At 40.9% G+C, this 26,361-nt stretch carries 22 protein-coding genes; 7 read left to right on the forward strand and 15 right to left on the reverse strand.

The genetic code is table 11. The features are described 5' to 3' along the window. Positions 1-2: 2 nt before the first annotated feature. From BMW86_RS01695 to BMW86_RS01705, 3 genes are read right to left on the reverse strand one after another with little or no spacing between them, the layout of a single operon-like run. Positions 3-392 (reverse strand): DUF423 domain-containing protein, encoded by a 390-nt coding sequence (locus BMW86_RS01695; RefSeq protein WP_089778359.1) that lies wholly within the window; start codon positions 390-392, stop codon positions 3-5. Beyond that, the gene (locus BMW86_RS01700; protein WP_089778360.1) at positions 385-894 is read right to left on the reverse strand and encodes a shikimate kinase; all 510 of its coding nucleotides are present in this window, start codon (positions 892-894) and stop codon (positions 385-387) included. The genes BMW86_RS01695 and BMW86_RS01700 overlap by 8 nt, the downstream gene beginning before the upstream one ends. A gap of 27 nt (positions 895-921) precedes the next feature. Next, on the reverse strand, positions 922-1,536 hold the full coding sequence (locus tag BMW86_RS01705; protein WP_089778362.1) for a 4'-phosphopantetheinyl transferase family protein: 615 nt from the start codon (positions 1,534-1,536) through the stop codon (positions 922-924). A gap of 70 nt (positions 1,537-1,606) precedes the next feature. Here BMW86_RS01705 and dcd point away from each other — a divergent pair, with 70 nt between their 5' ends. Then, positions 1,607-2,143 carry a dCTP deaminase gene (gene dcd / locus BMW86_RS01710; protein WP_089778364.1) on the forward strand — a complete coding sequence of 179 codons (537 nt, stop codon included), beginning with the start codon at positions 1,607-1,609 and terminating at the stop codon, positions 2,141-2,143. Positions 2,144-2,150: 7 nt separating this feature from the next. Here the strand turns inward: dcd and BMW86_RS01715 are convergent, their stop codons facing one another. Together BMW86_RS01715 and BMW86_RS01720 are read right to left on the reverse strand one after the other, a co-directional pair. Next, positions 2,151-2,714 carry a Crp/Fnr family transcriptional regulator gene (locus BMW86_RS01715; protein ID WP_089778366.1) on the reverse strand — a complete coding sequence of 188 codons (564 nt, stop codon included), beginning with the start codon at positions 2,712-2,714 and terminating at the stop codon, positions 2,151-2,153. A gap of 11 nt (positions 2,715-2,725) precedes the next feature. Further along, positions 2,726-2,950: a DUF2798 domain-containing protein gene (locus BMW86_RS01720; RefSeq protein WP_089778369.1), complete on the reverse strand. Its 225-nt coding sequence runs from the start codon at positions 2,948-2,950 to the stop codon at positions 2,726-2,728. Positions 2,951-3,124: 174 nt separating this feature from the next. Between BMW86_RS01720 and BMW86_RS01725 the strand changes: the two genes are divergently transcribed. The 3 genes from BMW86_RS01725 (at position 3,125) to BMW86_RS01735 (ending at position 9,415) form a co-directional block, all read left to right on the forward strand. Further along, on the forward strand, positions 3,125-6,226 hold the full coding sequence (locus BMW86_RS01725) for a DNA/RNA non-specific endonuclease (RefSeq protein WP_089778370.1): 3,102 nt from the start codon (positions 3,125-3,127) through the stop codon (positions 6,224-6,226). Positions 6,227-6,436: 210 nt separating this feature from the next. After that, positions 6,437-7,741, forward strand: coding sequence for an AAA family ATPase (locus BMW86_RS01730; RefSeq protein ID WP_089778372.1), 1,305 nt, complete (start codon positions 6,437-6,439; stop codon positions 7,739-7,741). 78 nt (positions 7,742-7,819) lie between these two features. Further along, a complete protein-coding gene (locus BMW86_RS01735; RefSeq protein WP_218149091.1) occupies positions 7,820-9,415 on the forward strand; it encodes an RNA-binding domain-containing protein in 1,596 nt (531 codons plus the stop codon). A 161-nt stretch (positions 9,416-9,576) separates the two neighbouring features. Here the strand turns inward: BMW86_RS01735 and BMW86_RS01740 are convergent, their stop codons facing one another. From BMW86_RS01740 to BMW86_RS01765, 6 genes are all read right to left on the reverse strand, one after another. Next, positions 9,577-11,985, reverse strand: coding sequence for an ABC transporter permease (locus BMW86_RS01740; RefSeq protein ID WP_177189124.1), 2,409 nt, complete (start codon positions 11,983-11,985; stop codon positions 9,577-9,579). A 287-nt stretch (positions 11,986-12,272) separates the two neighbouring features. Next, positions 12,273-12,776, reverse strand: coding sequence for an SRPBCC family protein (locus tag BMW86_RS01745; protein WP_089778376.1), 504 nt, complete (start codon positions 12,774-12,776; stop codon positions 12,273-12,275). Next, positions 12,776-13,093 carry an ArsR/SmtB family transcription factor gene (locus tag BMW86_RS01750; RefSeq protein WP_089778379.1) on the reverse strand — a complete coding sequence of 106 codons (318 nt, stop codon included), beginning with the start codon at positions 13,091-13,093 and terminating at the stop codon, positions 12,776-12,778. The genes BMW86_RS01745 and BMW86_RS01750 overlap by 1 nt, the downstream gene beginning before the upstream one ends. Before the next feature lie 20 nt (positions 13,094-13,113). Then, positions 13,114-13,494 (reverse strand): DoxX family membrane protein, encoded by a 381-nt coding sequence (locus tag BMW86_RS01755; protein ID WP_089778380.1) that lies wholly within the window; start codon positions 13,492-13,494, stop codon positions 13,114-13,116. 140 nt (positions 13,495-13,634) lie between these two features. Then, positions 13,635-14,045 carry a hypothetical protein gene (locus tag BMW86_RS01760; protein ID WP_089778382.1) on the reverse strand — a complete coding sequence of 137 codons (411 nt, stop codon included), beginning with the start codon at positions 14,043-14,045 and terminating at the stop codon, positions 13,635-13,637. Then, positions 14,042-14,593 carry an RNA polymerase sigma factor gene (locus BMW86_RS01765; RefSeq protein WP_089778384.1) on the reverse strand — a complete coding sequence of 184 codons (552 nt, stop codon included), beginning with the start codon at positions 14,591-14,593 and terminating at the stop codon, positions 14,042-14,044. Before BMW86_RS01765 ends, BMW86_RS01760 begins: the two co-directional genes overlap by 4 nt. Before the next feature lie 103 nt (positions 14,594-14,696). Here BMW86_RS01765 and BMW86_RS01770 point away from each other — a divergent pair, with 103 nt between their 5' ends. The 3 genes from BMW86_RS01770 to BMW86_RS01780 all read left to right on the forward strand — a co-directional run bounded on the left by BMW86_RS01770 (position 14,697) and on the right by BMW86_RS01780 (position 17,445). After that, complete coding sequence (locus BMW86_RS01770; RefSeq protein WP_089778386.1) at positions 14,697-15,032, forward strand: hypothetical protein; 336 nt, start codon at positions 14,697-14,699, stop codon at positions 15,030-15,032. 87 nt (positions 15,033-15,119) lie between these two features. Further along, positions 15,120-17,228: an outer membrane beta-barrel family protein gene (locus tag BMW86_RS01775; protein WP_089778388.1), complete on the forward strand. Its 2,109-nt coding sequence runs from the start codon at positions 15,120-15,122 to the stop codon at positions 17,226-17,228. Between the two features lie 28 nt (positions 17,229-17,256). Continuing rightward, positions 17,257-17,445, forward strand: a complete 189-nt coding sequence (locus tag BMW86_RS01780; RefSeq protein WP_089778389.1) for a hypothetical protein — start codon at positions 17,257-17,259, stop codon at positions 17,443-17,445. 157 nt (positions 17,446-17,602) lie between these two features. On the opposite strand, the gene BMW86_RS01785 is transcribed toward BMW86_RS01780, so the two are convergent. The 4 genes from BMW86_RS01785 to BMW86_RS01800 all read right to left on the reverse strand — a co-directional run bounded on the left by BMW86_RS01785 (position 17,603) and on the right by BMW86_RS01800 (position 26,358). Beyond that, a complete protein-coding gene (locus BMW86_RS01785; protein WP_089778391.1) occupies positions 17,603-18,049 on the reverse strand; it encodes a hypothetical protein in 447 nt (148 codons plus the stop codon). A gap of 121 nt (positions 18,050-18,170) precedes the next feature. After that, positions 18,171-18,617, reverse strand: coding sequence for a hypothetical protein (locus BMW86_RS01790; protein ID WP_089778393.1), 447 nt, complete (start codon positions 18,615-18,617; stop codon positions 18,171-18,173). Between the two features lie 11 nt (positions 18,618-18,628). Continuing rightward, positions 18,629-23,104 (reverse strand): DUF6443 domain-containing protein, encoded by a 4,476-nt coding sequence (locus BMW86_RS01795; protein WP_218149092.1) that lies wholly within the window; start codon positions 23,102-23,104, stop codon positions 18,629-18,631. A 17-nt stretch (positions 23,105-23,121) separates the two neighbouring features. After that, on the reverse strand, positions 23,122-26,358 hold the full coding sequence (locus BMW86_RS01800; protein WP_143056454.1) for an RHS repeat domain-containing protein: 3,237 nt from the start codon (positions 26,356-26,358) through the stop codon (positions 23,122-23,124). Positions 26,359-26,361: the final 3 nt, after the last annotated feature.

Here is a 26,361-nt window from a genome sequence, read left to right on the forward strand (position 1 = left end):
TCTTATCCTTTCTTTAATACGGACAGCAGCAGGCAGACCCAACCTGCGATGAAGAACAGTCCTCCGATGGGAGTGACAATCCCTACTCCTCTTAAACCAACATTGCCGGTCATTTTCAGCAAAGTAAGTGCATACAAAGAGCCGGAGAACAATATAACACCTATGATAAAGCAGCGGCCGGCCCATTGCAGCAAAGAACCGGGGAACTGCGCATATAATATAGCGATAGCAAGCAGGGCGAATACATGGTAGAACTGGTAAGTGACGCCTGTCTGGAAGGTGCTTACCGTTTCCGGTGGCACGAGTTCTTTTAGCTTATGGGCACCAAAAGCGCCAAGAGTTACTGCCAGTCCGCCTAAAGCGGAAGCCCATACTAGAAATCCTTTATGCATTGTTATTGAGTCTTTGAGTGAACGTGTCTAACGTAATGGTATCTGATTCAGCTATTGTTATCTGTGCCTGTCCGTAAAATGATTCCCTTTCTGCCAGTTTCTTTTCTACGAAAGCAAGCAGTTCCTCATCTGGTAAGTCCTGGATGAGGGGGCGTTTAGACTTTTTACGTTTGAGTCTTTCTACGATTACCGGCAATTCGGGGTTAAGCCAGATGGTAGTACCTCTTGCATTCATGATATCCATGTTATCCTGGAAACAGGGTACTCCCCCGCCGCAGGAAATAACAAAGTTGTCTGATTCTGAGAGTTCTCTCAACCAGAAACCTTCTTTCGCACGGAAATAGTCTTCTCCTTTATTGGCAAAGATATCGCTGATAGACATAGATTCTGCCTCTACGATCACGTCATCGAGATCATAAAAAGGCAATTCGAGATGTTCTGCCAGTTGTTTTCCCCAGTAAGACTTGCCGGCGCCCATGAAACCAAGTAGAAAGATTTTCAAAGTATCTGATTTAAAAATGGATGATGATTAAGCTGTCCAAGTTAAACACAATTCGTTGTCCAGCAAATATTGCAAATATAACCGGGCATTTTTATCTGCTTTGTTAAAATTACAGGTAAGAAAGCCTTTGGGCTGAAAAGGAAAGGGTTCTATTGTCATATTCTCCTTAAAATCAACACTTCCCAGGCCATACCATTTGAATACGGCTTCTTTGGCGCTCCAGCAGATGGTTTTGTGTGCCAATGCGTTCCCGGGGTCTATAAACGCCTGTTCTTTTACGGACAGGAATTTATGGGAGACTTTCTCAATTTTAATCTTTATCTCTTCAATATCAATACCTACTGCCCCTTCCCTGCTTATGATCGCTGCCACATAATCCCCGCAATGGGAAATGGAGAAATGGTAGTCGTTCCCATGGACGTATGGTTTACGGCTTTCCATGATGCGGATATCCCCTATCGGGAAATCCGGGAATAGCTCCGTGAGCAGATACCGGCCTGCGAAATGCTGCAGGCGTTTGTGCGGATGATGGATAGCGGTGGAAATATTGACCTTCCCCGCAAAAAAATCTTCCTCTTCGGTTATCTTCCACACTCCCAACCGGCTGCCGGGATTCATTTGTATGGTACGTATTAATGGCATATCTTGCCAAATTAAAGCAAAAAGCAGGAGACTACCCAATGCTGATGCGTAATAACTATTAACGACTAATATGATCCTGTCAGACAAACGGATATTAGAGGAAATTGAGAAGGGAACGATTGTTATCGCTCCTTATGACCGGAAGTACCTCGGTACCAATTCTTACGATGTACATCTTGGAAAATACCTGGCTACCTATAAAGACAGGATTTTAGATGCGCGTGAACACAATGAGATTGAACATTTTGAGATCCCGGCAGAGGGTTATGTTCTCCATCCGGGCACACTTTATCTTGGCGTAACTGAGGAATACACCGAAACCCATGCACATGTACCTTTCCTGGAAGGGAAATCCAGCACCGGCCGTCTTGGAATTGATATCCATGCTACAGCGGGTAAAGGAGACGTTGGCTTCTGTAATACCTGGACACTGGAGATTTCCTGTGCCCAACCCGTGAGAATATATGCAGGAATGCCTATCGGACAGCTGATTTATTTTGTGGTGGAAGGGGAAGTGGAGACGATGTATAATCAGAAAGGGAATGCAAAGTATAATGGGAGGACGGTGAAGCCGGTGGAAAGTATGATGTGGAAAAACAAATTTTAGGCTGTCTTTAAGACGGCCTTTTTTTTGACTTTATCCTGCTGAGGGTTTCCTGGGAGATGTTAAGATAAGACGCTACTATTTTATTGGGAAGCCTTTGTACGATAATAGGATTTTCTTTCAGCAGGATACGGTATCGTTCTATAGCATCCATAGTAATAAAGCTCATGAGGCGGTTTGTGTTGGTAACGTAAGCATGTTCCAGATAGTGTCGGTAGAATTTATCCCAGAGAGGGATGGTATCCAGCAGGTGGTGGAAGTCGCGGCGGGAGATGTAAAGTAATTCTGTATTCTCCAGTGTCTGGATAAATTCCAGGGAAGGCTCCTGGCTGATGAAACTGACTAATGCCGTTGCAAAGTTGTTCTCAAAAGCCAGGTACCTGGTGATATCTTGTCCGTCTTCCTGTATGAAGAAAATACGCAGGCAACCTTTTACCACGAAAAACATACGCTGTCCGCCTAATAACTCATTTTTCTTTATTGTCAGTGGTTTGAAATAAGAAAGAATCAATTCCAGCTCTTTTTCAGTGGCCGGGATGTTATCCTGTATGTATTTAGTCAGCTGTTCATACATCTGCTGCAAAATTAATCTTTAGTCAGGATTCGTTCCGACAATTTTCTTGCATTAGGGATGATGATAAATGCGGCGGCATATGCTACGGGAAGCATCACGCTCCATGCTTTCAGGAATTTGATGAACCAGTCCTGTCCGAAGCCATAGTTGCGCATGAGTCCTACAAAAGCCATAATCAGTGTCATGGGAATTACTACGAATAAAGTGTTGACGTACTTGTAATGTTTCTTTTTCATTATGTTAATTTTATAATGCAAAAGTGGGCTGGATTTTATGGGATTTTTTGATGTATGTCAATATTTCCGGGATAGAAAAACAGGTAAAGCAGGATTGCTTTTGTGCAAAAAAAGGATATTTTTGTTTAGCGCGATAAATTCCTTTATATCTTCAAATAACCCTTTACCCATTGTATGAAAAATAACCGGGTAGAAAATACGCCCTCTACTACATCAAAGGCTGTCGCTAATACAATCAGCCCTATAGGAAACGGGGTTTCTATGCCCGCAGTACAACTTAAGTTATCACTTAAAGGGCAGGCTATCAATACATATGCTGGCAGCAAAGATGACATTTTTTTCAATCGTGAAGAGCTATCTGCTACAATAGATGAAATTGCAAAATCTCTGGGGCAGCCTGATGCCAGTACTATTATACCTATTATTGATAAGATGGGGGCTGATCATCTTACGCATGTATTCTCAGGCAAAGTTAGTGAGCAACAGGATGCGTTGGCCAGTTTCCTGGGCTACGCCCTTAACACCGGTGAAATACCTGCCAATTATGCTGACGTAAAAACATTTAAGCAACATATCAAGCCTGCGGAAAGCTATAAGTTGATTGGGGCGGTACGTTATGACCGGCCTGAGGGCCTTGCCAATGTAGATGAGCTTAGCCTGACCAAAAGCGCTGCTTCCGAAGAGGATTTCCTTGGTGGGTTTTATACACAGGTGCTAAACATTAAACAAACAGATCAACAGCCAGAAGTGGCTGATGAAGCAAAAAAAACAGATAAGGAGAGCATTGAGAAAGGAGTACGTATACGTGTACCTGGTAACTATAAGGGAAAGCCGGGTAGTCATGCCGCTGCTTTTGGACTGGGCGGAAAAATAGAAGGTACCGCCAAAAAACTGCGCTCTTATATCCGTTGGGACCCCGCCGTAAAAAATGAAGGTACCCATATGATTGCCGATCCGCTTGGCCCGGACCATCCCCTGGGATCTACTCCCGGCGGAGGTAAAACTTCGGAATGGAATAAAGCCAGGGTAAGAATGGAAGCGCTGTCCAGGAAGCAATCTGATTATGTTGCAGGCCACCTGTTAAACGAACAGCTGGGCGGCCCCGGAACAGATGTACGTAACCTGGCCCCCATTACCTCTGAAGCCAATGCCAATCATAAACAACATGTGGAAGCAGAGGTAAAGAAGATGGTGAATAAAGACCTTAAATGGATCTTTTACGAAGTAAAAACAGAAAGAAAACCGCTTGATAATACAAAAAAGAAGAATTACGATCCATCTGTTTGGGACGATGGCAATTATACCACCTCCTTTGACTGTAACTGGGGTGAATTGGACGAAGACGGGAACCGGTTGAAGAATAATAATCTGAAGCTCACCTTTACAGATCCTACCGCTATCACAAAAGCAGCAACCAATACCGCGGTGGGCCATAAAACTGTCACCCCCATTGCTGCAGGTAATGTGGCTAAGACCACCAAGGAACTGACACATGTAATATTAAATACTACCATCAAAACAAGGTCTTATCTTATTGCCGCTCAAACCCTGTTGCCGGAATACCAGAAGATGAAGGACAAGGTAGCAGAGCAGGAAAAAGAAGTAGGCCAGCAGAAGGTGGAATTGGGTGCGCTTTACAATGCCATAAGCCATTATAAGATTAATGTGGATGTATTAAGCGATAAGGAGGATGAAAAAATGGAAGCTGCTTACGACGAACTGGAAGGCGCCATACAGTCTGAAACTGATATGGATGCTATTTTTAATCAGGATATATCCCAGGTAGCGGCATATAGTACATTGAAAGCATTACACACAGGTATTATTAGCCTGGCCGTAAATACGGCGAAGGGAGATGCCATTAGTGCCATAAAAAATATAAAGAAGTCATTCGATCACACCCCCGGTGCACCCATACATCCTGCGTTGGAACAGCTGATCAATCTTATTGACCAAACCCGCCATCCTATAGAAGATGTGGTGGAAAAGCAATTGCATAAATTTGAACTAGAGCATGATAAAATGCTCGCCAAAAAATTATTAGCTGCGGATGAAGAGATTGAACAACGGAAAAAAGAACAGGAAGACCTGCAGGAAAAAAACCGGCAACTGGAAGAACAACATATTGTGTTGAATGAGAGACAAATTAATGATGCCCAACGGATCAACTCTTTGGAAGAGACCAATGCGGAACAACAGGAACAGTTACGCGCATCTGAACTGGAAATAGCAAAATTGAAAGCACAGTTGCTAACTAGTTCGCAGCAACAACAATTGCCATCTTATCATCCACCTCAGTCCACTTCCGGGTACATACCTCGCGGTAGCAGTAATGATCGCAGGCGTGAGCAACCGAGATTCCGGGAACGGGAATCCCAATCTTACCGTCCATCTCGGGACCTGCGCATACCTCGCGATAGCAGTGATGAAGAGAGGCGTGAGCAACCGAGATTCCGGGAACGGGAATCCCAATCTTACCGTCCATCTCAGAATCAGCACAGACCTCACGGTAGCAGTGATGATCGCAGGCGTGAGCAACCGAGATTCCGGGAATGGGAACCCCAACCTTATCGTCCATCTCAGAACCAGCACAGACCTCACGGTAGCAGTGATGATCGCAGGCGTGAGCAACCGAGATTCCAGGAACGGGAACCCGAACCTTATCGTCTACCTCAGAACCAGCACAGAGCTCATGGTAGCAGTCATGGCACCAAACGTGAGCGCCCGGTATTTCAGGGACCGCAACAATCATCTTCCCATCCTCAAAATGTAACACCTTCCAGGTTTGAGTACCATAAAAGAGCGAGAAAAGAGCCTTCCGGTAATATAAGCGAACAGCAACAATATCCATCAGAATCTGGCGGTTATGCTGATTTACCACCAGAGCTACAGCACCTACCTATAGCGTCAACGAGCTTCTCTTTCCAGCCACCAGAGGCATATGGTGGTTCACGACAATATCCACCGCCATTCAGTTTTAATATTAATTTTAATCCGCAACAGCCACCAGTTATTGATCCACAAGAGCAAAGAAGGGCAGTAGCAAATAGCATCTGGCAAGCTGCCTGCAACTTGTTCAACGAGACTTATAGGAATTACCCCGACCTTCAGCATGCGCTTTTCCGACTGAATGATCCCATGGCTAGATTTAGAGCATTCCCGAACGATACTGATTACGCTACTATATCAGAAATCTTTGTCCTGTTAAAAAATTGGCCCGCTCTGGAGGCCGTAGCCACTCAATGGGAGAAAGAATGGAACAATTTAAAAAGATAAAAAACAAAGCAACATCTCCCCAATCTTTTCCTCTTAAAATTAAATCCTTACAAATCAGATAGCACTTTTCATTTTATAGGTGTAATCTAATCTATGGACAGGATTTAAATCTGTTTAAATATATTATTTTGCATAAAATAAGCAAATAATTACATTTTTTCGGATTTATTATAAAAACTCCTACCTTTGAAATAAGAAAAGATCAGATCGATGTTACTTTCATTTGCTGTAACTAATTTCAGGTCGATACGCGAGCGCGTGGAACTGAATATGTTGAAGACCGGATTAAAAGGACTTAACTCTAATTACTTTGATATTTCTAATAAGAGACATTTACTGCGATCATCCGCGGTTTATGGGCCAAACGCCTCAGGGAAAAGTGTTTTTCTAAGGGCTATCAAAGTTCTGGCGCTTTTAGTAGATCGTTCATCAGGGTATAGGCCGGATCAGGCCCTGGAGCTCTATGAGCCACATAGATTGGAAAAAAGCTTTGCTTTAAGTCCTGTGGTTTTCGAGATTAGTTTTATCTCAAATGAGACCCAGTTTGACTATTCAATAAGCTTCAGCCACGAGCGAATAGAAACAGAAGAACTGTACTATTATCCTAATAACACCAGAACATTGCTTTATTCGAGATCTCCCGAAAAGGAAATGAAATTTGGGGACTACTATAAAGGAGCAAAGAAAACACTTGAAAAGCTATTATTACCTAATCAGCTTTTTTTATCTAAAGCAGCAGAGAATAACGTAGAGGCTTTGATGGAACCATACCGGTTTATAACTCAAAAGATGATGGTTTATCCTTTCATCGAGGATTATCATGAATCAAGTTATGCCAGGTTATACGCAAGGCGCCTGGCGGAGGACAAAGAATCTGTTTTTTCGAAGAGATTTAATGCCTTAATCTGTGCTGTGGATACAGGAATTACTTCAGTATCTGCAGAGGAGGTTGATTGGAGTGAATTTAAATTCACTACTAGTCTGTCAGAAGAAGTTAAAAAGAGGTTTCAGGAAGATTATAAGTACAATATTACGACCAGACATACAGTATATGAGGGCGTCACTCGTGTCGAAGATGTTGTGTTTGATGTACGGGAGGAATCGTCTGGCACTAAAAGCCTTTTTGTAATTGGTGGTATTATCATTGAGGCACTGGAAACAGGAAGCGTTCTTATTGTTGATGAGTTTGAAAAAAGTCTTCACCCGATAATTACCCAATTCCTTATACAACTGTTCAACAATCCTTTACTTAATAAACGAAATGCACAATTGATATTTGCTACACATGATGTAACACAACTTTCTAATGACAATTTTCGCCGGGATCAGATATGGTTCACTGAAAAAAATGAATTTGGTGCAACTAACTTATTCAGGTGTTCTGATATAACCGGTTTACGTCTCGGAACACCGTTGGATAAATGGTATGCAACCGGTAGGCTTGGGGCTACGCCCATTATTAATGATGTGGATTTCTTAATAGAGATGCAATCAGATGAACAGGGCAAAAGTTAATAAACGAATTCTGATTTTATGTGAGGGGGTGACCGAATATCTTTATGCCAGGTCACTGCAAATGGAAGTTTCAATACTATGACATTTCCTGCTTATTTTTACAATATGCCATTACACATAAACATTGAAGATCTATTAAACGCCCGTTCTGTTGAATCGGAACGACTCGAATTTAAAGAGGGATGGAATCCGGATGCCATATACCGTTCAATTTGCGCTTTTGCGAATGATTTTGAAAATGTAGGTGGTGGCTATATCCTAATTGGCGTGGAAGAAGAAAACGGGATTGCCAAGCGACCCATTATGGGTTTAAGTGCCTCCAAGATTGCCTCTATTCAAAAAGAGATGATCGGCTATAATAACCTGATTAACCCAGTTTACCATCCTAAACTCTTTATTGAAACCGTGGATGGCCGGCAAATTTTAGTTATTTGGGTACCTGGTGGTTCTAACCGCCCTTATGAAGTGCCTGAACAAATTACGACCAAACAAAAAAGATATTCCTATTATGTTCGCAGGTATGCTAGTTCTGTTATTGCAGATATGGAAACTCAGCAAGAACTGATTAGTCTTGCCAACCAAATCCCCTTTGATGACCGCTCTAATCAATATGCCAGCATAGATGATATTTCAATGGTACTTGTTCAGGATCATTTGCGCCTGATAGGCAGTAAATTGATGGAAACTTCCGATCAATATACCAAAACGGAAATATTAGAACAGATGCTCCTTGTGGATGGCCCCCCGGAACACCGTTTTCCCCGGAATGTGGCATTGATGATGTTTAATGAACATCCGGAAAAATTCTTTCCAGCCACCTGGGTCGATGTCGTGTATTTCCCAAAGGGTGAAGGAGAATCGGAATTTGTTGAATACCCACGTATCACAGGCCCAGTACCTACTTTAATCAGAAAGACACTGGACCTATTAAAAACAAATTTTTTAAAAGAGAAAGTCATTAAGCAAGCTGATAAGGCAGAAGCAATACGTATTTGGAATTACCCCTATGCTGCATTGGAAGAAGCCGTGGCGAATGCATTATTTCATCGTGATTATCAATTGAGGGAACAGGTTGAAATCCGGATTTCACCAGAATCCATCGTGCTGCTTAATTATGGTGGCCCGGATCGCTCTATCCGTCAGGAAGATTTTATTAGTGGCAGGATAAGGCCACGTCGTTACCGCAATCGCCGTTTAGGGGATTTTTTAAAAGAACTCGATTTAACGGAAGGCCGTGCCACAGGTATTCCCACTATTAAACGTGTTTTGGAACGTAATGGTTCTCCTGAACCATCCTTTCGCACAGATGCTGAACGTACCTTTTTCGAAGTAGAAATATTCTGTCATCCTGCTCTTAAAAACGATGTTATTCTTGCAGATGATGCCCCAAAGGAAGTGGTAAGTAATAGAGATGGTAATAGAGATGGTAATAGAGATGGTAATAGAGATGTCATTTTGTTATCCCCCAAACAAAAGGAAATATTAAACTTTTGTAAGATTCCTCAAAGCCGGGTGGATATATTCGATCACCTTGGTATTTCGAACCAGCCTAAAAATTACCGCCTGCATATTTTACCACTAATACAAGCTGGTTATATCACTCTTACCGAACCTGATAAACTTTCTAGTAAATATCAAAAATATCAAACCAGCAATACGGCTCCCACTACCTGAAATTCTTGTAATAAAATCTATTTGCCGTCAGTAACACTTGTCATTTTAGGGGGAAAGTTAATAAACGAATTTTGATTTTATGTGAGTAGGTGACCGAATATCTTTGTGCCAATTCTATGCTTAATTGCAATAACCCCTTCTGCTTACAAATGAACCCAAATTTATTCAGCACTTAAACTTTTCACCGGGTTGGCGATTGCTGCCTTTATTGACTGGAAACTCACTGTAATCAAAGCAAGCAATAACGCCATCATACCAGGAATGATAAAAAGCCACCAGTTGATGGTCACCCTATCAGAAAAACCTTCAAGCCATTTGTGCATAGCCCACCATGCCACAGGCAGGGCGATAACGACAGCAAAAAACACGAGCTTTAAAAAGTCCCCTGACAGCATAATCGATACATCACTGACAGTTGCCCCTAAGACCTTGCGGATACTGATTTCCTTCTGTCTTTTCTGTGCAGTAAAGGTGGCAAGGCCAAACAGGCCCAGACAGGATATAAGAATAGCCAGGACAGCAAAATAGCGGGATAAAGCAGCTACACGCATCTCTGAAGCATACAATGCCTGGTAATCATCATCCATGAATGTAAAGTCAAACGTATAGCCGGGAAGAAATTCACTGTAGTATCTTTTAAGTCGTTCTATGGTATTTCTTTCCATTCCGGCTTTTATTCTCACCACGATATTTGGCCCATTGGGGTCAAACCTTAAAATGAGGGGTTCTATTGTATTATGGAGTGATCCATAATGAAAGTCTTTCACCACGCCGACAATCTGACTTCCACCATTGAGGTCTATGTTTTTACCTACCGGATTTTTAAGGTCCATCATTTTAACGGCGGCCTCATTTAATATAATTTTTGAATAGTCGTCATTATATATTTTTGAACAGGACCGGCCTTCTTTAAGTTTTATATCAAGGGTTGCAAGAAAGTCATAACCTACCACGGGCGATTGAAAGACGTAACTCTGGTCCGTTGCCTGCCCTCTCCAGGAAACACCAGACGTGGCAGGGATCTGGTCCAGGATATTACCGTACGTATTTGTTGCGCTTATAACGCCTGTTACATTTTTTAATCCCGCCATGAAGGCTTCGAACCTGCCATTTGACTTTCCTTCTCCTAATCCATTCCACTGGTTATACAATTCTCCTTTCCATTGGAAACACAGGATATTGTCTTTATTATATCCAAGGTTCTTTGTTTGAGAGTATTTAATTTGTTCATTGAGGATTAAAAATCCTATAATGAAAATGACAGATACGGCAAATTGAACTACCACCAACCCCTTGCGTACCCATAGCTCCCCAAAAGAAGTTCGGAGCTTCCCCTTTAACACGGTCACCGCGTTAAAACCTGAAAGATAAAATGCAGGATAGCAACCCGAAACAATTCCGGTGAATAAGGTAATGGCTACCGCAGGCAATATAAAACCGGCAACATTGACCAGTCCAATATGTTTGCCGGTAATCGCATTGAATTGAGGCAGGCACAAAACAATGAAAACAAACGCAATGGCTAATGATAAGAAAGCCATGAGAATGGATTCTGCAAGGAATTGGGCAATTAACGATTTACGGCTTACGCCTATCGCTTTTTTTACTCCTACTTCCTTCATTTTTCCGGAAGCCTGTGCAGTAGACAGATTCATAAAATTAATGCAGGCAATAAGCAATATGAAAAGGCCAATAATGGAAAACAGTCTTACATATGCGATCCTGCCACCTGCCGGTACCCCATTTTCATATTTGCCGTTGAGATATTTTGCAGAGTATTGCTGAATAAACAATGAAAAAATATCTAATCCGGGGTTCTTTGTTTTTAAGTAACCAGCGATCTTTTTATTAAACTGGTCAACATCTGTTCCCTTTCTTAAAATCAAATACGTTTGAGCGAGAGAGTTCGTCCAGTTCTGTGCCGACTGGTCATTTTTCAGTAACACCCCAATGTTGAGCACGAAATCAAAATGGCCCGTGGAGTTTGCAGGTGGGTCTTTGAAAATACCCGAAACCCGGAATATTCCATCAAAGAACGGGTATTTCCATTCCAGGGTTTTACCAATAACGTTGTCTGTAGTATTAAACAATTTTTTTGCCAGCGTCGCCGATATCACAATATTGTTTTCATCTGCCAGCACCTGGCCTTTATTTCCCTGGATAAGGTCATAGGAAAACACATTAAAAAAATCTTTACCGGCATTCCAACCCTGCGCCTGTATATGAGTGTTCCCGGATGACAGGATACCATCTTTGCTTTGCCAGTTGAAAAAATCATTAACGGATACCGCGGATTCCACTTCAGGCATTTCTTTCACTAGTGATTCCGCCAGAGGAACCGGCGTTATATCCATGGTCATAATACCCTGCGGAGTTTTAAGGTTACTTATCACCTGATAGAGCTGCCGGTCTTTTTTATGAAATTTATTAACACTTATCTCATCACTCACCCACAAACAAATCAATAAGACAGCAGCCAGGCCGGTTGAGAGCCCTATCAAATTAAGGATAGTAAATTGCCGGTCTCTCAGAAAACGTCGCCACGCTGTTTTTAGGTTGTTTCTGAACATACTATTTATTTTTAGATTAAGATGACTATATGTTACCTGTACAAGATCCTCTCCCGTATACAATTTCTTGTTCATCTAACATATTACATTAGTCAATCGCTTTTAATAAACGGTTGCAAAATAAAAATAAATAATACTGATAATTTACTGATGCCTGTAACGCATTGTAACATTGGGACAACTGGAAGGATTGTTGTCGTATCCAATTAAAAATGGGAATAATCATACCTGACTATTCCCATTTTAATCTGCGGAGGCAGTAATCCTGGTTTTGTTGCGAATATTTTTTACTTTTTTATGATAAGTAACAGCTTATCCAGTTTTTCCAGGGTTGCTATCATCCCTTGTTCCATGCCCATCTGGATAACCTGTTCCAAATCTGAAAGAGATTTATAGGTAACGATGAATTCTACCAAAGCGTTTTCATCCTTATCGGTAAAAGTTACAACCCATTCTGCACGGGGCAGGTCTTTATTTATTTCACCTTCTGCATTACTGAAAGCATCTAACGATGTGTAGTAGTCAATGGGTTTAATTTTCAGATACTCTGTATAACCCCAGTATTCTGTACCATTGGGTTCTACCATTGCATAATGCCAGTGACCTCCTTCGCGAAATTCCATTGATTTCGTCTTTGTAGCTAACGGAGCAGGCGCAAACCATTGGTCAAGCAATTCACTTTTGGTATAACAATCCCAAACCAGTTGCCGGTTAGCTAAAAACTCACGTCTGATTGTCAATGTATTTTTTTCCTTATCTGCAATGAAGTCGAACTGCAAACTGTGTTTCATTATTTATTCTTTTTGATAGTTGATAAAAGTTGATCGAGTTGTTGAAAGCGACTTTCCCAGATCTTCCTGAATTGTTCCATCCATTTGTCTATTTCTTTCATTTTGTCAATTTCAAGTTGATAATATATTTCCCGGCCCTGCTGTTCCTGTTTTACCAGTTCGCATTCAGTTAATATTCTCAGATGTTTTGAAATTGCCTGCCGTGTCGTATCAAAATGCTCGGCAATAGCATTAGGTGTCATTGCCTGTATTGCAATTAAAGCTATGATAGCCCTTCGTGTCGGGTCTGCAATGGCTTGAAAAATATCTCTTCTCATTGAAGTGCCATTTTGATTTGTTATTTCCTCACCATCGGCAGGTACTTTTCCCTATTATCAATAATTACCCAAAGAATAATTGCGGTCAATGTAAGTGCGATGGGCAAAGCTGATGGGGCCATACTGATACAGGTAAGTAGAATGCCCGTTAAAACAGGTAAAATAACAATAGCACCAAGCGCCCTCGTTCTGCTGGAGAACAATAACAAACCACCAAGAATTTCTATGATACCAACCAATGGCATGAGCCAGCCTATTTCCATAAATGCCATACCAACTTTCACCATTTTCTCAGGCATATCTTTAGGTACTGGCATATAGTGAAAGAATTTATCCAAACCTGCATTAATAAACATCAGGCCAGTCAGAAGGCATAAAACAAAAAGAATTTTACTTTTCATAATTATTTATTTAAATAAGAAACCGATCGGTTGCAATATACACGCAACTGATCGGTTTCGCAAATATTTTTCTGAAAAAATTTCAGGGAATCAAAATTGGATCGGAAAAAAGCGGATTCAGGTTATCCAATCGGGGAAGTTTAGCGCTGATTCAAAATCCTCTCCTTCACTAATTTCTGATCCAGGTAAAGTATACCTACAAATAAGACAGCACCTAAAACGATGATCCATTTGAATTTAGATAAGATCCCGACAAATTCATTACCTGCATTTGCATTCACAAACAGCAGCAACCCGTAAAAAGTGGCAAAGCCGAGAATAAGAAAGATAAACGCCGCACTATAGAACCGGATATCCTTTTTACGGTTGATCTGCGCCTGCAAACGGGCTTTCACCTTCGAAGCAAAACTATAGGATAACCCCTCATGCGGCTCCTCCTCCAGTTTTGCAATCAGCAGCTGGTACTGTTCAAGCGTTCGCTTCTCGTTGTCTGATAAGGAATCAGGTATCAGCTCTCCATCCAGTAAGGATTGTATCTCGTTATCGTTCATAATTGCTCTTTTTTAAGGTCCTTTTCAATTTTTTCCTTCAGTAATTTCCTTGCCCTGAAAAGATTACTCTTGACCGTCCCTTCCGGCGTACCTGTAATCTGTTCTATCTCTTTGCAGGAAAAGTCGTTTAAATGGTACATCGTTAAGGCCGTTCTATATGGCAGGGGCATTTGCCCTATCAGCAGATTAACGTACTCCGCCATATTCTTTTTATCTAAAAGATGCTCAGGCGTCTCATCATTAAAGTGGAAATCGTCCATACCCTCAGGATAAGCAGTTTGTCGCTTGTACTTTTTGGTATAGTTGATGGCAGTCAGATAGGCAATACGGGCAATCCAGGTGGCCAGTTTTGACTCAAATTTGAATGTAGACAGACTTTTATGTACTTTAATGAAAACTTCCTGGCATATGTCCTCTTTGTCCTGTATGTCGCTTACAAGACGGTTAATTACAAAGAATACCAGCTTTTCATACTCTTTTACCAAAAGCTCAAAAGCGCGGAAATCTCCCTTAATTATCCTGGATACAATCTCCTTTTCATCTAACATATTACATTAGTCAATTCGTTTTGATGAAAGGTTGCAAAATAAAAAAATAAATAATTGCAACCTTTTTGTCCCTTGTGCTGACTACTACATAAAATAGCTTGTTATGAAACAATTACTTCCTTTTATAATCACCATCTTGTTTTTCGGCATCATTGCCGTTGTAATCATTTCCCTATTCAACTACCGGTTAAAGAAAAGAATACTGGATGCTGGTCCTTTAGATGAAACCGCCCTTAAGTTCTTATCGCAACTTACAAGCTTAGGTTCCGAATCCTTAAAATGGGGTATCATACTGTTCTTTGCTGGTATAGGTCTGGTAGCAATGGAATACATTCCTTACAGCGCTGAAAACTCGCCCTTACCTTATGGTGTTGAAATGGTCTTTATAGCCCTTGGATTTATCACCTATTACTTAATGATACAAAAAAGAAAAGGCTAAACTCCTGGCAATTCTTTGATTCCCGATTTAAAAGTGCATCCCGCTCTTATCAGGATACCTATGTCTCAAATTTAATTCATTATTACCATGTGCAATAAATTTATAATACTGATTATCAGTATATTAATTAGCAATACCGTTCTGGCACAAACCGCTGATTCTGTACAGAATTTAAAAGAAGTGGCCATCATTGCCAACAAAACATTTATTCAACAAAAGTCGGATCGTATTATCTACAACTTACAGGCAGATCCTGAAAGTAAAGGCAACAGCGTTTTAGGGATGATGCGTAAAATCCCTTTTATCACTTTAGATGGTAGTGATAATATCCTTTTAAAAGGAAACGCCAGTTATAAGGTACTGATTAATGGCAAATCTTCCAGTATGGTGAATGGTAATTTAACTGCAATACTGAGAAGCATGCCGGCATCTACTATCCAGAAAATAGAAGTGATCACTATCCCTCCTGCTAAATATGATGCAGAAGGCCTTGCCGGGATCATTAATATCATTACCAATAAAAAGGTGAATGAAGGCTATAACGGTACTTTAAATGTGAACGAAGGCTTTCCTGCCGGCGGACCAGGTGCAGGTGGTTCTTTCACAGCTAAACTGGGTAAATTGGGCGTTTCTGCCTTTGGTGGAGTAAGTATATATAACTCCCCTCAGACCAGTTTTACCAATACCAGAACAGGTACTGATACCACAAATCTGCAACAGAACGGATTGGCCAAATCTAAAAATACAAATGGTTACTTTGGTACACAGCTGAGTTATGAAATTGATTCGCTGAACCTTCTCTCCGGACAATTTAATATCAATGGTACCCGCGCTAACGGCAACAGTAGTTTATCATCTGTTGCATCTTCACAACAATATGATTTGCTCAATCATAATACCAGTCATTCTTATGGTATTGATGCAGCTATTAATTACCAGCTTGGGTTTAAATCCTCTAAGAGCAGATTTCTGACCTTCTCTTATATGTATAGCACCAATCCGGGAGATCAGCAGGCTAATATCAACATATCAAATGCTCCTGATTATAACCAGCATGCACATCAAAGCTTTAAAGAGCATACCTTCCAGATGGACTTTGTCACTTCCGTAAAAGCACTGAATATAGAAGCGGGTGTGAAAGGTATTCTCAGAAGGAACTCCAGCGATTTTCAGTATAACTCCTTCAACAATGGAAAATTTGAATTGGTTACTGCGTTATCAGATTTATATACCAATACCCAGAATGTATTCAGTGCTTATAACTCCTATCAGTTATCATTAAAAAGTTGGAATATCACTGCGGGAGTAAGACTTGAGCAAACAGTAATAAAGGCTGATTTTATTTCTTCCGCTGCTGTTGCTGATCAGAACTATCTGAATGTGATTCCTTCCATTGCTGTAGGCAAAAACTTCAATGATCAAAGCAGTATTAACTTCGGATTTACACAGCGGATGAGAAGACCAGGTATCAACAGGCTAAACCCTTATGTAGATCGTTCTAATCCAAATATTGAATCAACAGGTAATCCTGGTCTACGTCCTGTTCTATTGAATGATATACAGGCAGGTTATAGCAGTAATAAGAAATTATCATTGAATATTGGTTTGGATTATTCCTTTATGAATAACCTGGATCTTAAGGTGGTTAATTTTGATGCTGTTACTAAGATTACCCGTACCTCTTATGCCAATGTTGGTAAGGCGAAGAGTTTAGGTAGTAATTTCAATATCAGTTATCCGCTGACTAAATGGTATAATGCTGGTTTGAATGGAAATGTGATGTACCTCTGGCTAAGTGATGGTATGGCTATCAGTAATAACCGCTGGATATATTCTCTTGCTTTATCAAATGCTTTTCAACTCAATAAAGGCTGGCGGATCAATGCGGATCTGAATGTAATCAGTCGCAGTCCGAATGGCTCGCAGGGGACTTCCAATGGCATGATCAGTACTGCATTTGGAGTCAATAAAGAACTGGTTAAAAACAAACTGTCTGTTGCCGGAAGTATTAAAAATCCTTTTACAAAATACAGGGATAATCAGAACCAGACTTTCGGCCCCAACTTTCAACAGTTTAGTACCAGCAGGGATTATTTCCGCTCTTTTAATATTAGCCTGAATTACAATTTTGGAGGGTTGAGAGATGGGATAAATAAAAGCAGAAGCGAGATAAGGAATGATGATTTGTCTAATTGATGCGTAAGAAAAGGGGTACATTTGTACTATGAATCAAAATATTCAACATAAGATAGATCAGTATAAGAAAGTTGCCCAGAGAAGTCAGGGTAGTAATCCAAAGCCTATGCAATCTAAATCTGTTCGTGTTGATGGCTTAGCACAGGTAATCCGTTCTCAAAAGGATGCTGAAAACTTTATGGCTGAACTTAAAAGTATTGTTAAACGAGCTCAATAAGTAATTGTATTTTCAATGACCCTTCCTGAAATAGTGATACAGATTATTAAAGAATAAAAGTAGAATAATTAAACAGTAGCAGGTTCATTCTTGCTACTGTTTTTTCGTTTATAAATTCTCATCTGAATGTTACTTTGGTTATGCATCTGTGTAAGTGTTAGCATGTGATTGGAGAAATCCAGCCTATTAATTTGAAGAAGGCCTCAAAATCCGATTTGAATTTAGCAAGATCAAAATCCTTGATCTGTTTAATTGTGCTGACCACATTTAACGAGTTTAAAACATCCTCCGGAAATATGGTGCGAATGTCCGGTGTCTCCGCATACTTTTCAAAATCCAGCCGTATTTGATAATCTAATACATTATTTTCCGGTTCACCAATATCGCCCTGACGTTTTTTCCCAACCCGTTCGTATTTAGCTTTTTTAGTTGGAAAAGCACTTTCAGAAATTTGGCTCATACAAAGCACACCGATATAGATCACCTCAATATCGCTACCGTAAGTCTTATCTGAAAAAAATTCAATAAACTCTTTGTTGATATCCATAACCCGGAATTTACCGGCGATATCAGCGGAAAAGTACTTTGCAAAATACACTTTCATAATTGGATTTAATTGGGGTAAACATGAAGATTAGGGATCAATGGTTATTTCTACTAATTGTTCTATTTTGACAAAATACAGAAGCAGTTAGTCATCAAGACCACTGCTTCTGTATACTTACCTAAATCCAACCTACTGATTTAAAGAAAGTCTCAAAATCCGATTTGAATTTAACAAGATCAAAATCTTTTATTTGCTTAATAGTACCAATTATATCCAATGAGTCTAAGACATCCTGAGGAAATATAGAGCGAATGTCCGTAATCTCCTTGTACTTGCTATAATCTAGTGTTAAACTATACGATAGAGCCTTATCTGGTGATTTTATAGGGCCATCATCGTTATTGACATGATACACTTTTCCTTTGAGGTCGTATTTAGGTTTCTTTTTAGGAAAAGCACTTTCAAATACAGGAGTAAGGCAACGAATCCCAATATAAATCACCTCGACATCACTACCGTAAATTTTGTCTGCAAAAAAAATATCCATGTTTTTTCCGATAGCCGTTACAATATCAAATTTATCAAGCATGTCATGTGATAGATTTTGCGTAAAATAGACTCTCATAGTTTCATTATTTATCTAAACATTTTATTTGCAGGTGGCAATTGGCCAGTCTGAAAATAGTATCCGTAAATTAAGAATTTCTCCATAGCTTTCAACTGTACCTGGTTTCCTGAAAATAGAGGTACAATACGAACACCTTCCTGTTGTAAGTATGCATCATCATACCTATTCTTCGGATCAGTTGTCTCTCCATATTTCCACACATCCCCCGCCTTTAACAGGACTTTCACGGGACTAGGAACAGGGCTGCCAGATACGTAAACATTGTACAAACCATCATGTGTTGCCAATAGCGCATACACAACACCACTCTTGCTCGACGTTTTAGAGTAAATCCTAGCCAGCTCCTGAAACATTTTCAGAGCTAGAGCAGGATCATATCCTACTAAGTGCTTAGAACCTTTGCCAAATAGTTGATCTAGCTCGTAACCAACAACTCCTCCGTTTGGAATGTATTGTAGTTTAGCATAAAAGTCGTTCCAGGCAGCCTTCCAGTCATCGGAACTTGGAAAATGATACAAACTCGTTGAAGCTGTCGCACCAGTTAAAATTTCACCTGCTAACAAATAATATAAAGCTGGAACGAAAGCTGTTTTATTTTTCCCTCTCCTTTTTCCGCCGTCGTTAAAATTCGCCCTGGCAGTTTCAATCTTTTGGAAAGCCTCTACTGCGTCGGCACCGTCATACGTAACCCCGCCATCGAAATAGTGAACGTCCATCCCGTTCGGATCAAGCAGACTAACCGGATTATTTATTGCATAATTGTATGGAGAGTAAGCGTCATACTTACCAGCCAATGGATCAGGTACATGCCATCTTCCAAGTTGGGGATCTTGCATCCTGGCTCCATAGTCGTACCATTCAATTCCACTGCCGTCTGCAAATTCTCCGCTTTGCAACTCTTTCCCGTTGTATTTTAATCTGTTTTCGGGATAGTTCAACCCCTTTAAGGCGTGGTTACTGATCCCCGCCATAGTAAGGCCGAATGGATAATAATGTGTTTCCTCGATAACAGGACCGCTGTTATGCGTGACTACCAGATTGTCAAAGAACACATCACTACCGCTCTCATTATTCGTATAAATATACAGAAATCCGGTCTTTTTGATCGTCATTCTTCCCACAGATAAGGGTTGCAAGACATTTGTGCTACCCTGTATCTGCCGAACACCACTATTTTCATTTACCAGGGCAAACTGGTCATCAAAGAGGGCGAAGTTAAGATATGCCTTGGGCTTAGTGGAAAGATTCTGTGTAGTATCTATCTGCTTTAAGCTGTTGAACACAGTTGTAGTAAGACCTGTATTAATGGCAGAACCAACGCCAAAGGCTCCGTGAACCCCGTCACTAATTCCCGAACCACTAAAGGCATTTAAAATGGCGGATATCATATCAGGAGGTGTCGTAACAGAGGTATTTGCTGCTGTGCTGATATAAACTCCTGTAGCATTGATCTGAACAGTATCACCTGCCATTACCCGGAGTACCAATGACGGCCCTATTTTCTGTCCACTGGTCGCATTTAATTTTGCCACGAAGGCATTAGGATTGGTGGTATTATCTGTAGGATATCCGGTGATACCAGATATGGCTGTCCGGGTATTATCGATATTGCTAAACAAAGCATTTTCATAAGCACTGGCTGCAGATTCCATGGTTGCAGCATAATAAGCGGTATCGCTTTTAGTAGCCAGTACTACCCTTACATTGCCCAGATGGTCTACATCAAAATAATCAAACCCATAATTGGGAGCTTGATTTGTCCTGTAAACAACCCTGATTCGTCCATCTTCATGCGGAATGACCTGTAATGAATCCTGCTCATATATCAGTCCGCTTATGTAATCTGTAGTGGTGGTCTTAACAGGTGTTTGAGTTGAATCCACCGTCGTTTTACGCAGCTTATTACCGGCTGCATCATAAGTGTAAGTAACCATACCCTTACCTGTAATCTTAATGCTTTGTGGCAGATTAAGGTAATTGTAAGCGATCAAACTAACTCCCTTATTTAAATCCTGGTTCAGATTACCATTTTCATCATAACTGTAGTCATCACCCGTATTGGCCCCATCTAAAAAATCTCCCAGTTTGGAAGATGCGGTGCTACTGGGATCAGATACGGACGACAATTTGTTGCTGGTTGCCGGATAGGTATAAGTCAGCTGGTCAATTGTAGCAATTGAATTACCAATCATTCCCTTTTGCGTCATAGTTTTGATGTTTCCATTCGCATCATAAGAAAGATTGCTTACGCTAAAATCTACCTTATCTTTTGTCCAGGCAGTACTTCCAGTATTCTGCTGGCTAAAATAAGCTGCAGTAATCCTGCTCGTTTTATCGTAGCTGTATCCATAGGCACGGGCAGTCCCGTCCGAAATGCTTTTCCATTTTGCCCCGGCTATGTTACCATTATAAGCTACACTATCAAAGCCATAGTCATAACTCAACTCTTCGCCAAAATAATTTGCAGAACTACCAGGTGTATTTACAAAATTTTTGTTTATTGATTTCAGCCAGCCACGAACGTTACGCTCATAGTTAAGGCTTTCCAACTGGGCTGTTGTACTGGTTGGCGCAAGCCTTTTTAGTTTCGGTTTTCCCAGTTCGTCGTAACTGTAAACTGCAATAGTTTTAAGCAGATTGGGATCATCATTCAACTGCTTTTTTAACGAGTCCATCCTACCCGCCGCATCATAGTGCATCATGGTGAGCAAAGTAATTTGAGGAGTAACGATACTTCTGAAATTCCTTATCCGCTCATAAGTACTGAGCACTTTTCCATTAAAGTTGTACAAACTTGTAGTTACTGTTTCCCCGCCAGAGGTATTCTGCGCTATAGATTGAATATTCCGGCCTTTGTCATTATAATACTGGGTCGTTGTCAGCCACTGATCGGTATCCAATATCCTTACCTTCATACCTGTAAGCATACCCTTTGTATTGGTCGTCGGGGTAGAAGGATTGGTTTCAGCATAGGGATTGCTTAGTGCAAGTGGTTTTCCTGCATCTCCACTTACATAGTCAAACTTACCGGCATAATTATAATCGTCATAAAAAGTATATGAAACAGGGATCAATCCACTGGGTACTATGTATGGATGAGGGTTTGTGGCATTGATTGTATCGGCTCCATTCGTTGCATTAGGATTGATCTGCGCAATAAAATTTGCACCTGTTCCAGAATCAAAATCCCCCTGAAAGGTAATCGAATTTGTAGCTTCATACAAGGAATCACCTGTAGGAGCTATCACAATCAGATCACCTGTACCTGCAAAGGTAAACGGAATCGACATGGTATTGGATGTCGCCGTATTCATCACACTCTGAAGATCTGCTCTGTTGGTAGTCATATAGCACAGGGCCGTCATAGTAGGACGATTCAAATCATCATAGAAATGAAACAACCATTGACCCTTTACTTTTAATGCACCATCCCGACTAAAAGCAACCCTGTCACGCACATCATATACATTCTCTGTAGAATCTGCCCCAGGCTCTTTTTTTACAATCACCCTGTTCAGCTCATCATGCCTGTATATAAAGCATAAATCACTGGTAACAGCAGAAGTGATTACCCAATTGTTTTTTATAGCGTCTGTCGCTTTAGGTGGTACGACAAAGCAAAACTGCCCTAGGTCGTTATAACAGTAATAGGTGCACAGCCAGCCTACATGCGCTGTTCCCGGTGTGGCAGATAACTGTTTTTTCTTTAGTACCAGTTGGTTTTCCTTGTCTTTGTATTCTATAGTTTGCATCCCCGCATTATCAATCGATACATTTTTGTGCAATTGCCCCGGAGCATATACCTTTCCACTACCACTTACCGGAACAACATTTCCGGCAGTGAAATACCAGATACGAACAGAATCAGAAACTTTGTTAAACAGGTATTGCAACTGCGAAGGATGATTACCCCCGGTTTTTGCCCAACTGTTTCCCGGTGAGTAACTTTTAAGTACCCTGTTTAGAGGAGATGGCTCAAAATCTGTCTGATCATAGTAAACACTGTCAGCCCCAATACCAGGAATCAGTGTACTATCCCGATAGAAAGCCCGTTGCCCACTCCATGGATCAATCTTAAGCTTACCATCACTGGTGTTTCCCGTTTTAGGAACATAAGGAAGATACTGAAACTGCTCCCGGCCATAAGCATCATACACAAACGGAGTTACCAAATCCCTACCCAGAGGACTAACTCTCCTGTTAATCGTTTGCAGCGGGCGGCCAAGTCCGTCAAAATATTGGGTTGATTCCTTCACCTCTGCCAATGTACGACTGGATGAAGAAACCACATTGGTATCTGTAGCAGGCATACTGGGTTCCCAGGTGCGTATCAAATTGATTGTAGTATCCGTATAAGCACCTGGCAAAGCTACAGGCACCGCCGCCGGGCGGCCTTGCCCATTGGGTACATTCTGAGCCTTTACTGTGCTACTTATCCCTAACCACAACAGCGCAAAGGTGATATATGCAGTAATTTTGTTCATAAAATAAGTTTCTGAGGTTAATAGGTAACAGGACTATTGTACTTGTAATCCATCTGTTTAAGGATTTTCCCATCTTTATCTTTGGTCAGTTTCAGACGGCCGAATCTATCATATTCGTAATAGACCGTTCTGCCAGAGGGATTAGTTATACTGGTCACACCAACACCTGGCTTATACGTATAGGTGGTCACCAATGCATTGGCAGATGCCAGCCCTATTCTTATTTTGTTCAGCTCAGCCCTAAGCTGTGTATCACTCGTGGGATTACGGAGTATGTTCATATTTGTTATAAAGGCCACAGCAGCAGCATAAGTACTTCCGGTGATCTCAGCTACAGGATAAAGATTATTATATCCCCATATATACACTCCGTTTACATCATTGACATTTCTTTGCTCACGGATGTTACCAGTACTATCATAAGTATTAAAAACAATATCCTGCACATAATTGACATCTCTTATAAGGTCGTTACTCTGAATATATGTTGGTGTAAAACCGGATAAAGGAGAACTTCTTTTCAGTTTATAGCTTCCTGCCATCACTACACCCTGAATATTTGTTTGGTACTGCACCTGTTTCCCATAAATCGTGGAAGTCACACCAGATCGCACCTGCTGTACGTACTGTTCAATCATTGGATTATGGATATTGCTATCCTGCATCATTTTCAAAGCCTGTAATGCTGATGATAACGTGCCAGTTGGAATGACATAATCTGTAGGATATTTATTGTATATCCAGTGATCATCACCTTTAGAAGTTACCCTATGAATGCGCGTCGGTAAATAGTGCTGTTTATTGTCGTAAGTATATTCTACAACATCAACCAATGAATCTGTACCGGAGTATTCTTTCACGGTAGCTGTCAGCGGCTCCACTGCATAACTATTATAATAATATTTCTTTCCAAGGAACCGTTCAACCGCTGCACCAAGGGCAAAATGTCCCTTCATTACATAACCTGCCTTCCAGCCTGTCAGGCTGCCTTTCAAATACGTTTCATAAGTGGTAGAGGTTTTTTCCAGCAATTTTCCGGTATTGTCATATATAGACCGGCTTTCTTCCATAGCATTAGCCGGATGGCTATTTGTCCATGGGGTAAAAGGATAGGTCATATAAGGGTTGGCATCACTTATAATTAAATATGAATACCGTGTACTGCCATTCTCATTGCTATTTCTTGTTGATTCCAGTACTTCCTTATACGTCAGACTGGAACCATGCGAAAAATCCATTTCATTGTTAGCTGACGAAGTTTTTATATTGGTATTACAGGAATACTCCCCAGTAGAAGACCCGTCACCAGAATGGTCCACTACCGGAGGACACATCGCAGTAAAACTGTACTTATAGTCAGGCTTATCAAACAGCCATCCGGTAGAGTGCAGACTATCATTTCCAAAACGATAGTAATAAGACTTGACCACATCATTTGCATGGTTAAGGCCATCATAAGAAGTGATTTTCTTCACCCGTAAACCACCACCCAGTGCTATCTTGGTATACCCGGTCACATTCTTATACTGAAGCGTGATCTTCGACTGTTCATAAGTATTAGTTGGCTCATCATGCGCACAATTCAGCATAATCCGGTATTGTCCCGAATCCAATTCTATGTAAGTCTGCCCGTTACCAACATCCCAGGTCTGAGAAGTTCCCAGTTTACGGATAATCAAACTGGCACTGTTACCACAACAAGATTGTATTGTTGCAGTACTGTTTACAAACTGGTGTGTATTTATACTAAAGGTCGCACTGTCACTAAGATAATTTGGATACTGAATTGTAGAAGAATAATATCCTGTCCTTATCTCTTTAGCTACACTGCCCGTACTATATAATGCATCATTTACACTATCAGTTGCTGAAACACGCGAGTAGGTATTATTTTCATACTCAAAAGTCGTATAGCCACCAGTGGGGAATTCTATTTTTTCCAGCATCCCGGTTTTGATAAAATCCGTATCCGGTTCCCGGTCGGCACCATCTACGCCATCCTCCGCAGGCAGCAAAGTTGTATTGTTCTTTCCGTTATAATAACCCCAATGGTCCTGCGCTTTAGATAGCAGATCGGGGAAACTATGAGCAGTATTATAGTTCAGCTTATACGTAGAAATAATGTTACCATATATATCACAGTTGTTCACCTGCTTCAATAAAAGACGACTACCGTTGGTATAGTCCATCGTAAATCTTTTTACAGGCGTAACCACACCAAACAATACTGAGGATTCTACTACAGAACTAAGTGCATAAAAAGTATCCTGCGCAGCATTGGACAAATCAGTCCTGATGAAACCATAATTAAAATCTATCCTGCCACCAGCGTAATCAATCCTTTTCACTTTAGTTTGATAGATCATCCTGCTGGTATTGCAGGTTTGATGTATAGGAAAATTCGCAGTAGGACATCCGATGAGCGGTTCAGACGGTCCTAACGATCCCAGACTAGTCTCACTTTCCGAAACAGACTGAATAGTCAGCAGCGGATCTGTCACATAAGTAAAATCAATAACCCGCTTACTCCTGGGCAGGATGATCTTAGTCAAATACCAGGTGTTCACTGTTGACATGTCACTATCATCGCAGCCCATTACCTCTGTCGTTTCAGGATTATTGAATACATACTGTGTACCATTCTCCGTTGTGATCACGAAATAGAAACCGCCCGAAACATTCACCCATTTTATTTTTATGTTTTTATAAGGCATCAGGTAAGCCTCATAACTCATACCCATCACAAATTTGCCGGTATATCCACAAAAGTTGTAAGTAAATTCATCCGGCTGTGTATCTGTAATACCCTCAGCGCTGTTCTTGAAACGAGTATAGGTAGAATCCACTGCATCAGTCTGATAGCCGGGGGGAATTTGATTACCGTTGCTAAACCCAATATAACCAGCTTCATCAGGCTTTCCTTTCACCACACGGGAGATCATGCCACCAGCATTCAGGCTAAAGCCTAAGCCCACATAAGTAGCAATATCATCAACGCGGATGCCCGAAGCATGGTAAGAGAGGTCAATACCCGTATTCAGTTCATCACCTACCGTTATATTAGTAAGTGGAATGGAGATTATTGGAAGTCCATTTGCAAAGTTCACCGGAATATCACCATACTTACCCAATGCTGTAGCGTTGGGCCCAGACGGAACTACCGTAAACTTTGTTGGGTTTAGCGCAGATTCTTGCGCATAGACGCTATTACTTAGTAGCAAGAAGCATAAAAGCCCATAACTTATTTTTTTCATTAG

It is taken from the genome of Chitinophaga sp. YR573, from assembly GCF_900110995.1.
Taxonomy (GTDB): Bacteria; Bacteroidota; Bacteroidia; order Chitinophagales; family Chitinophagaceae; genus Chitinophaga.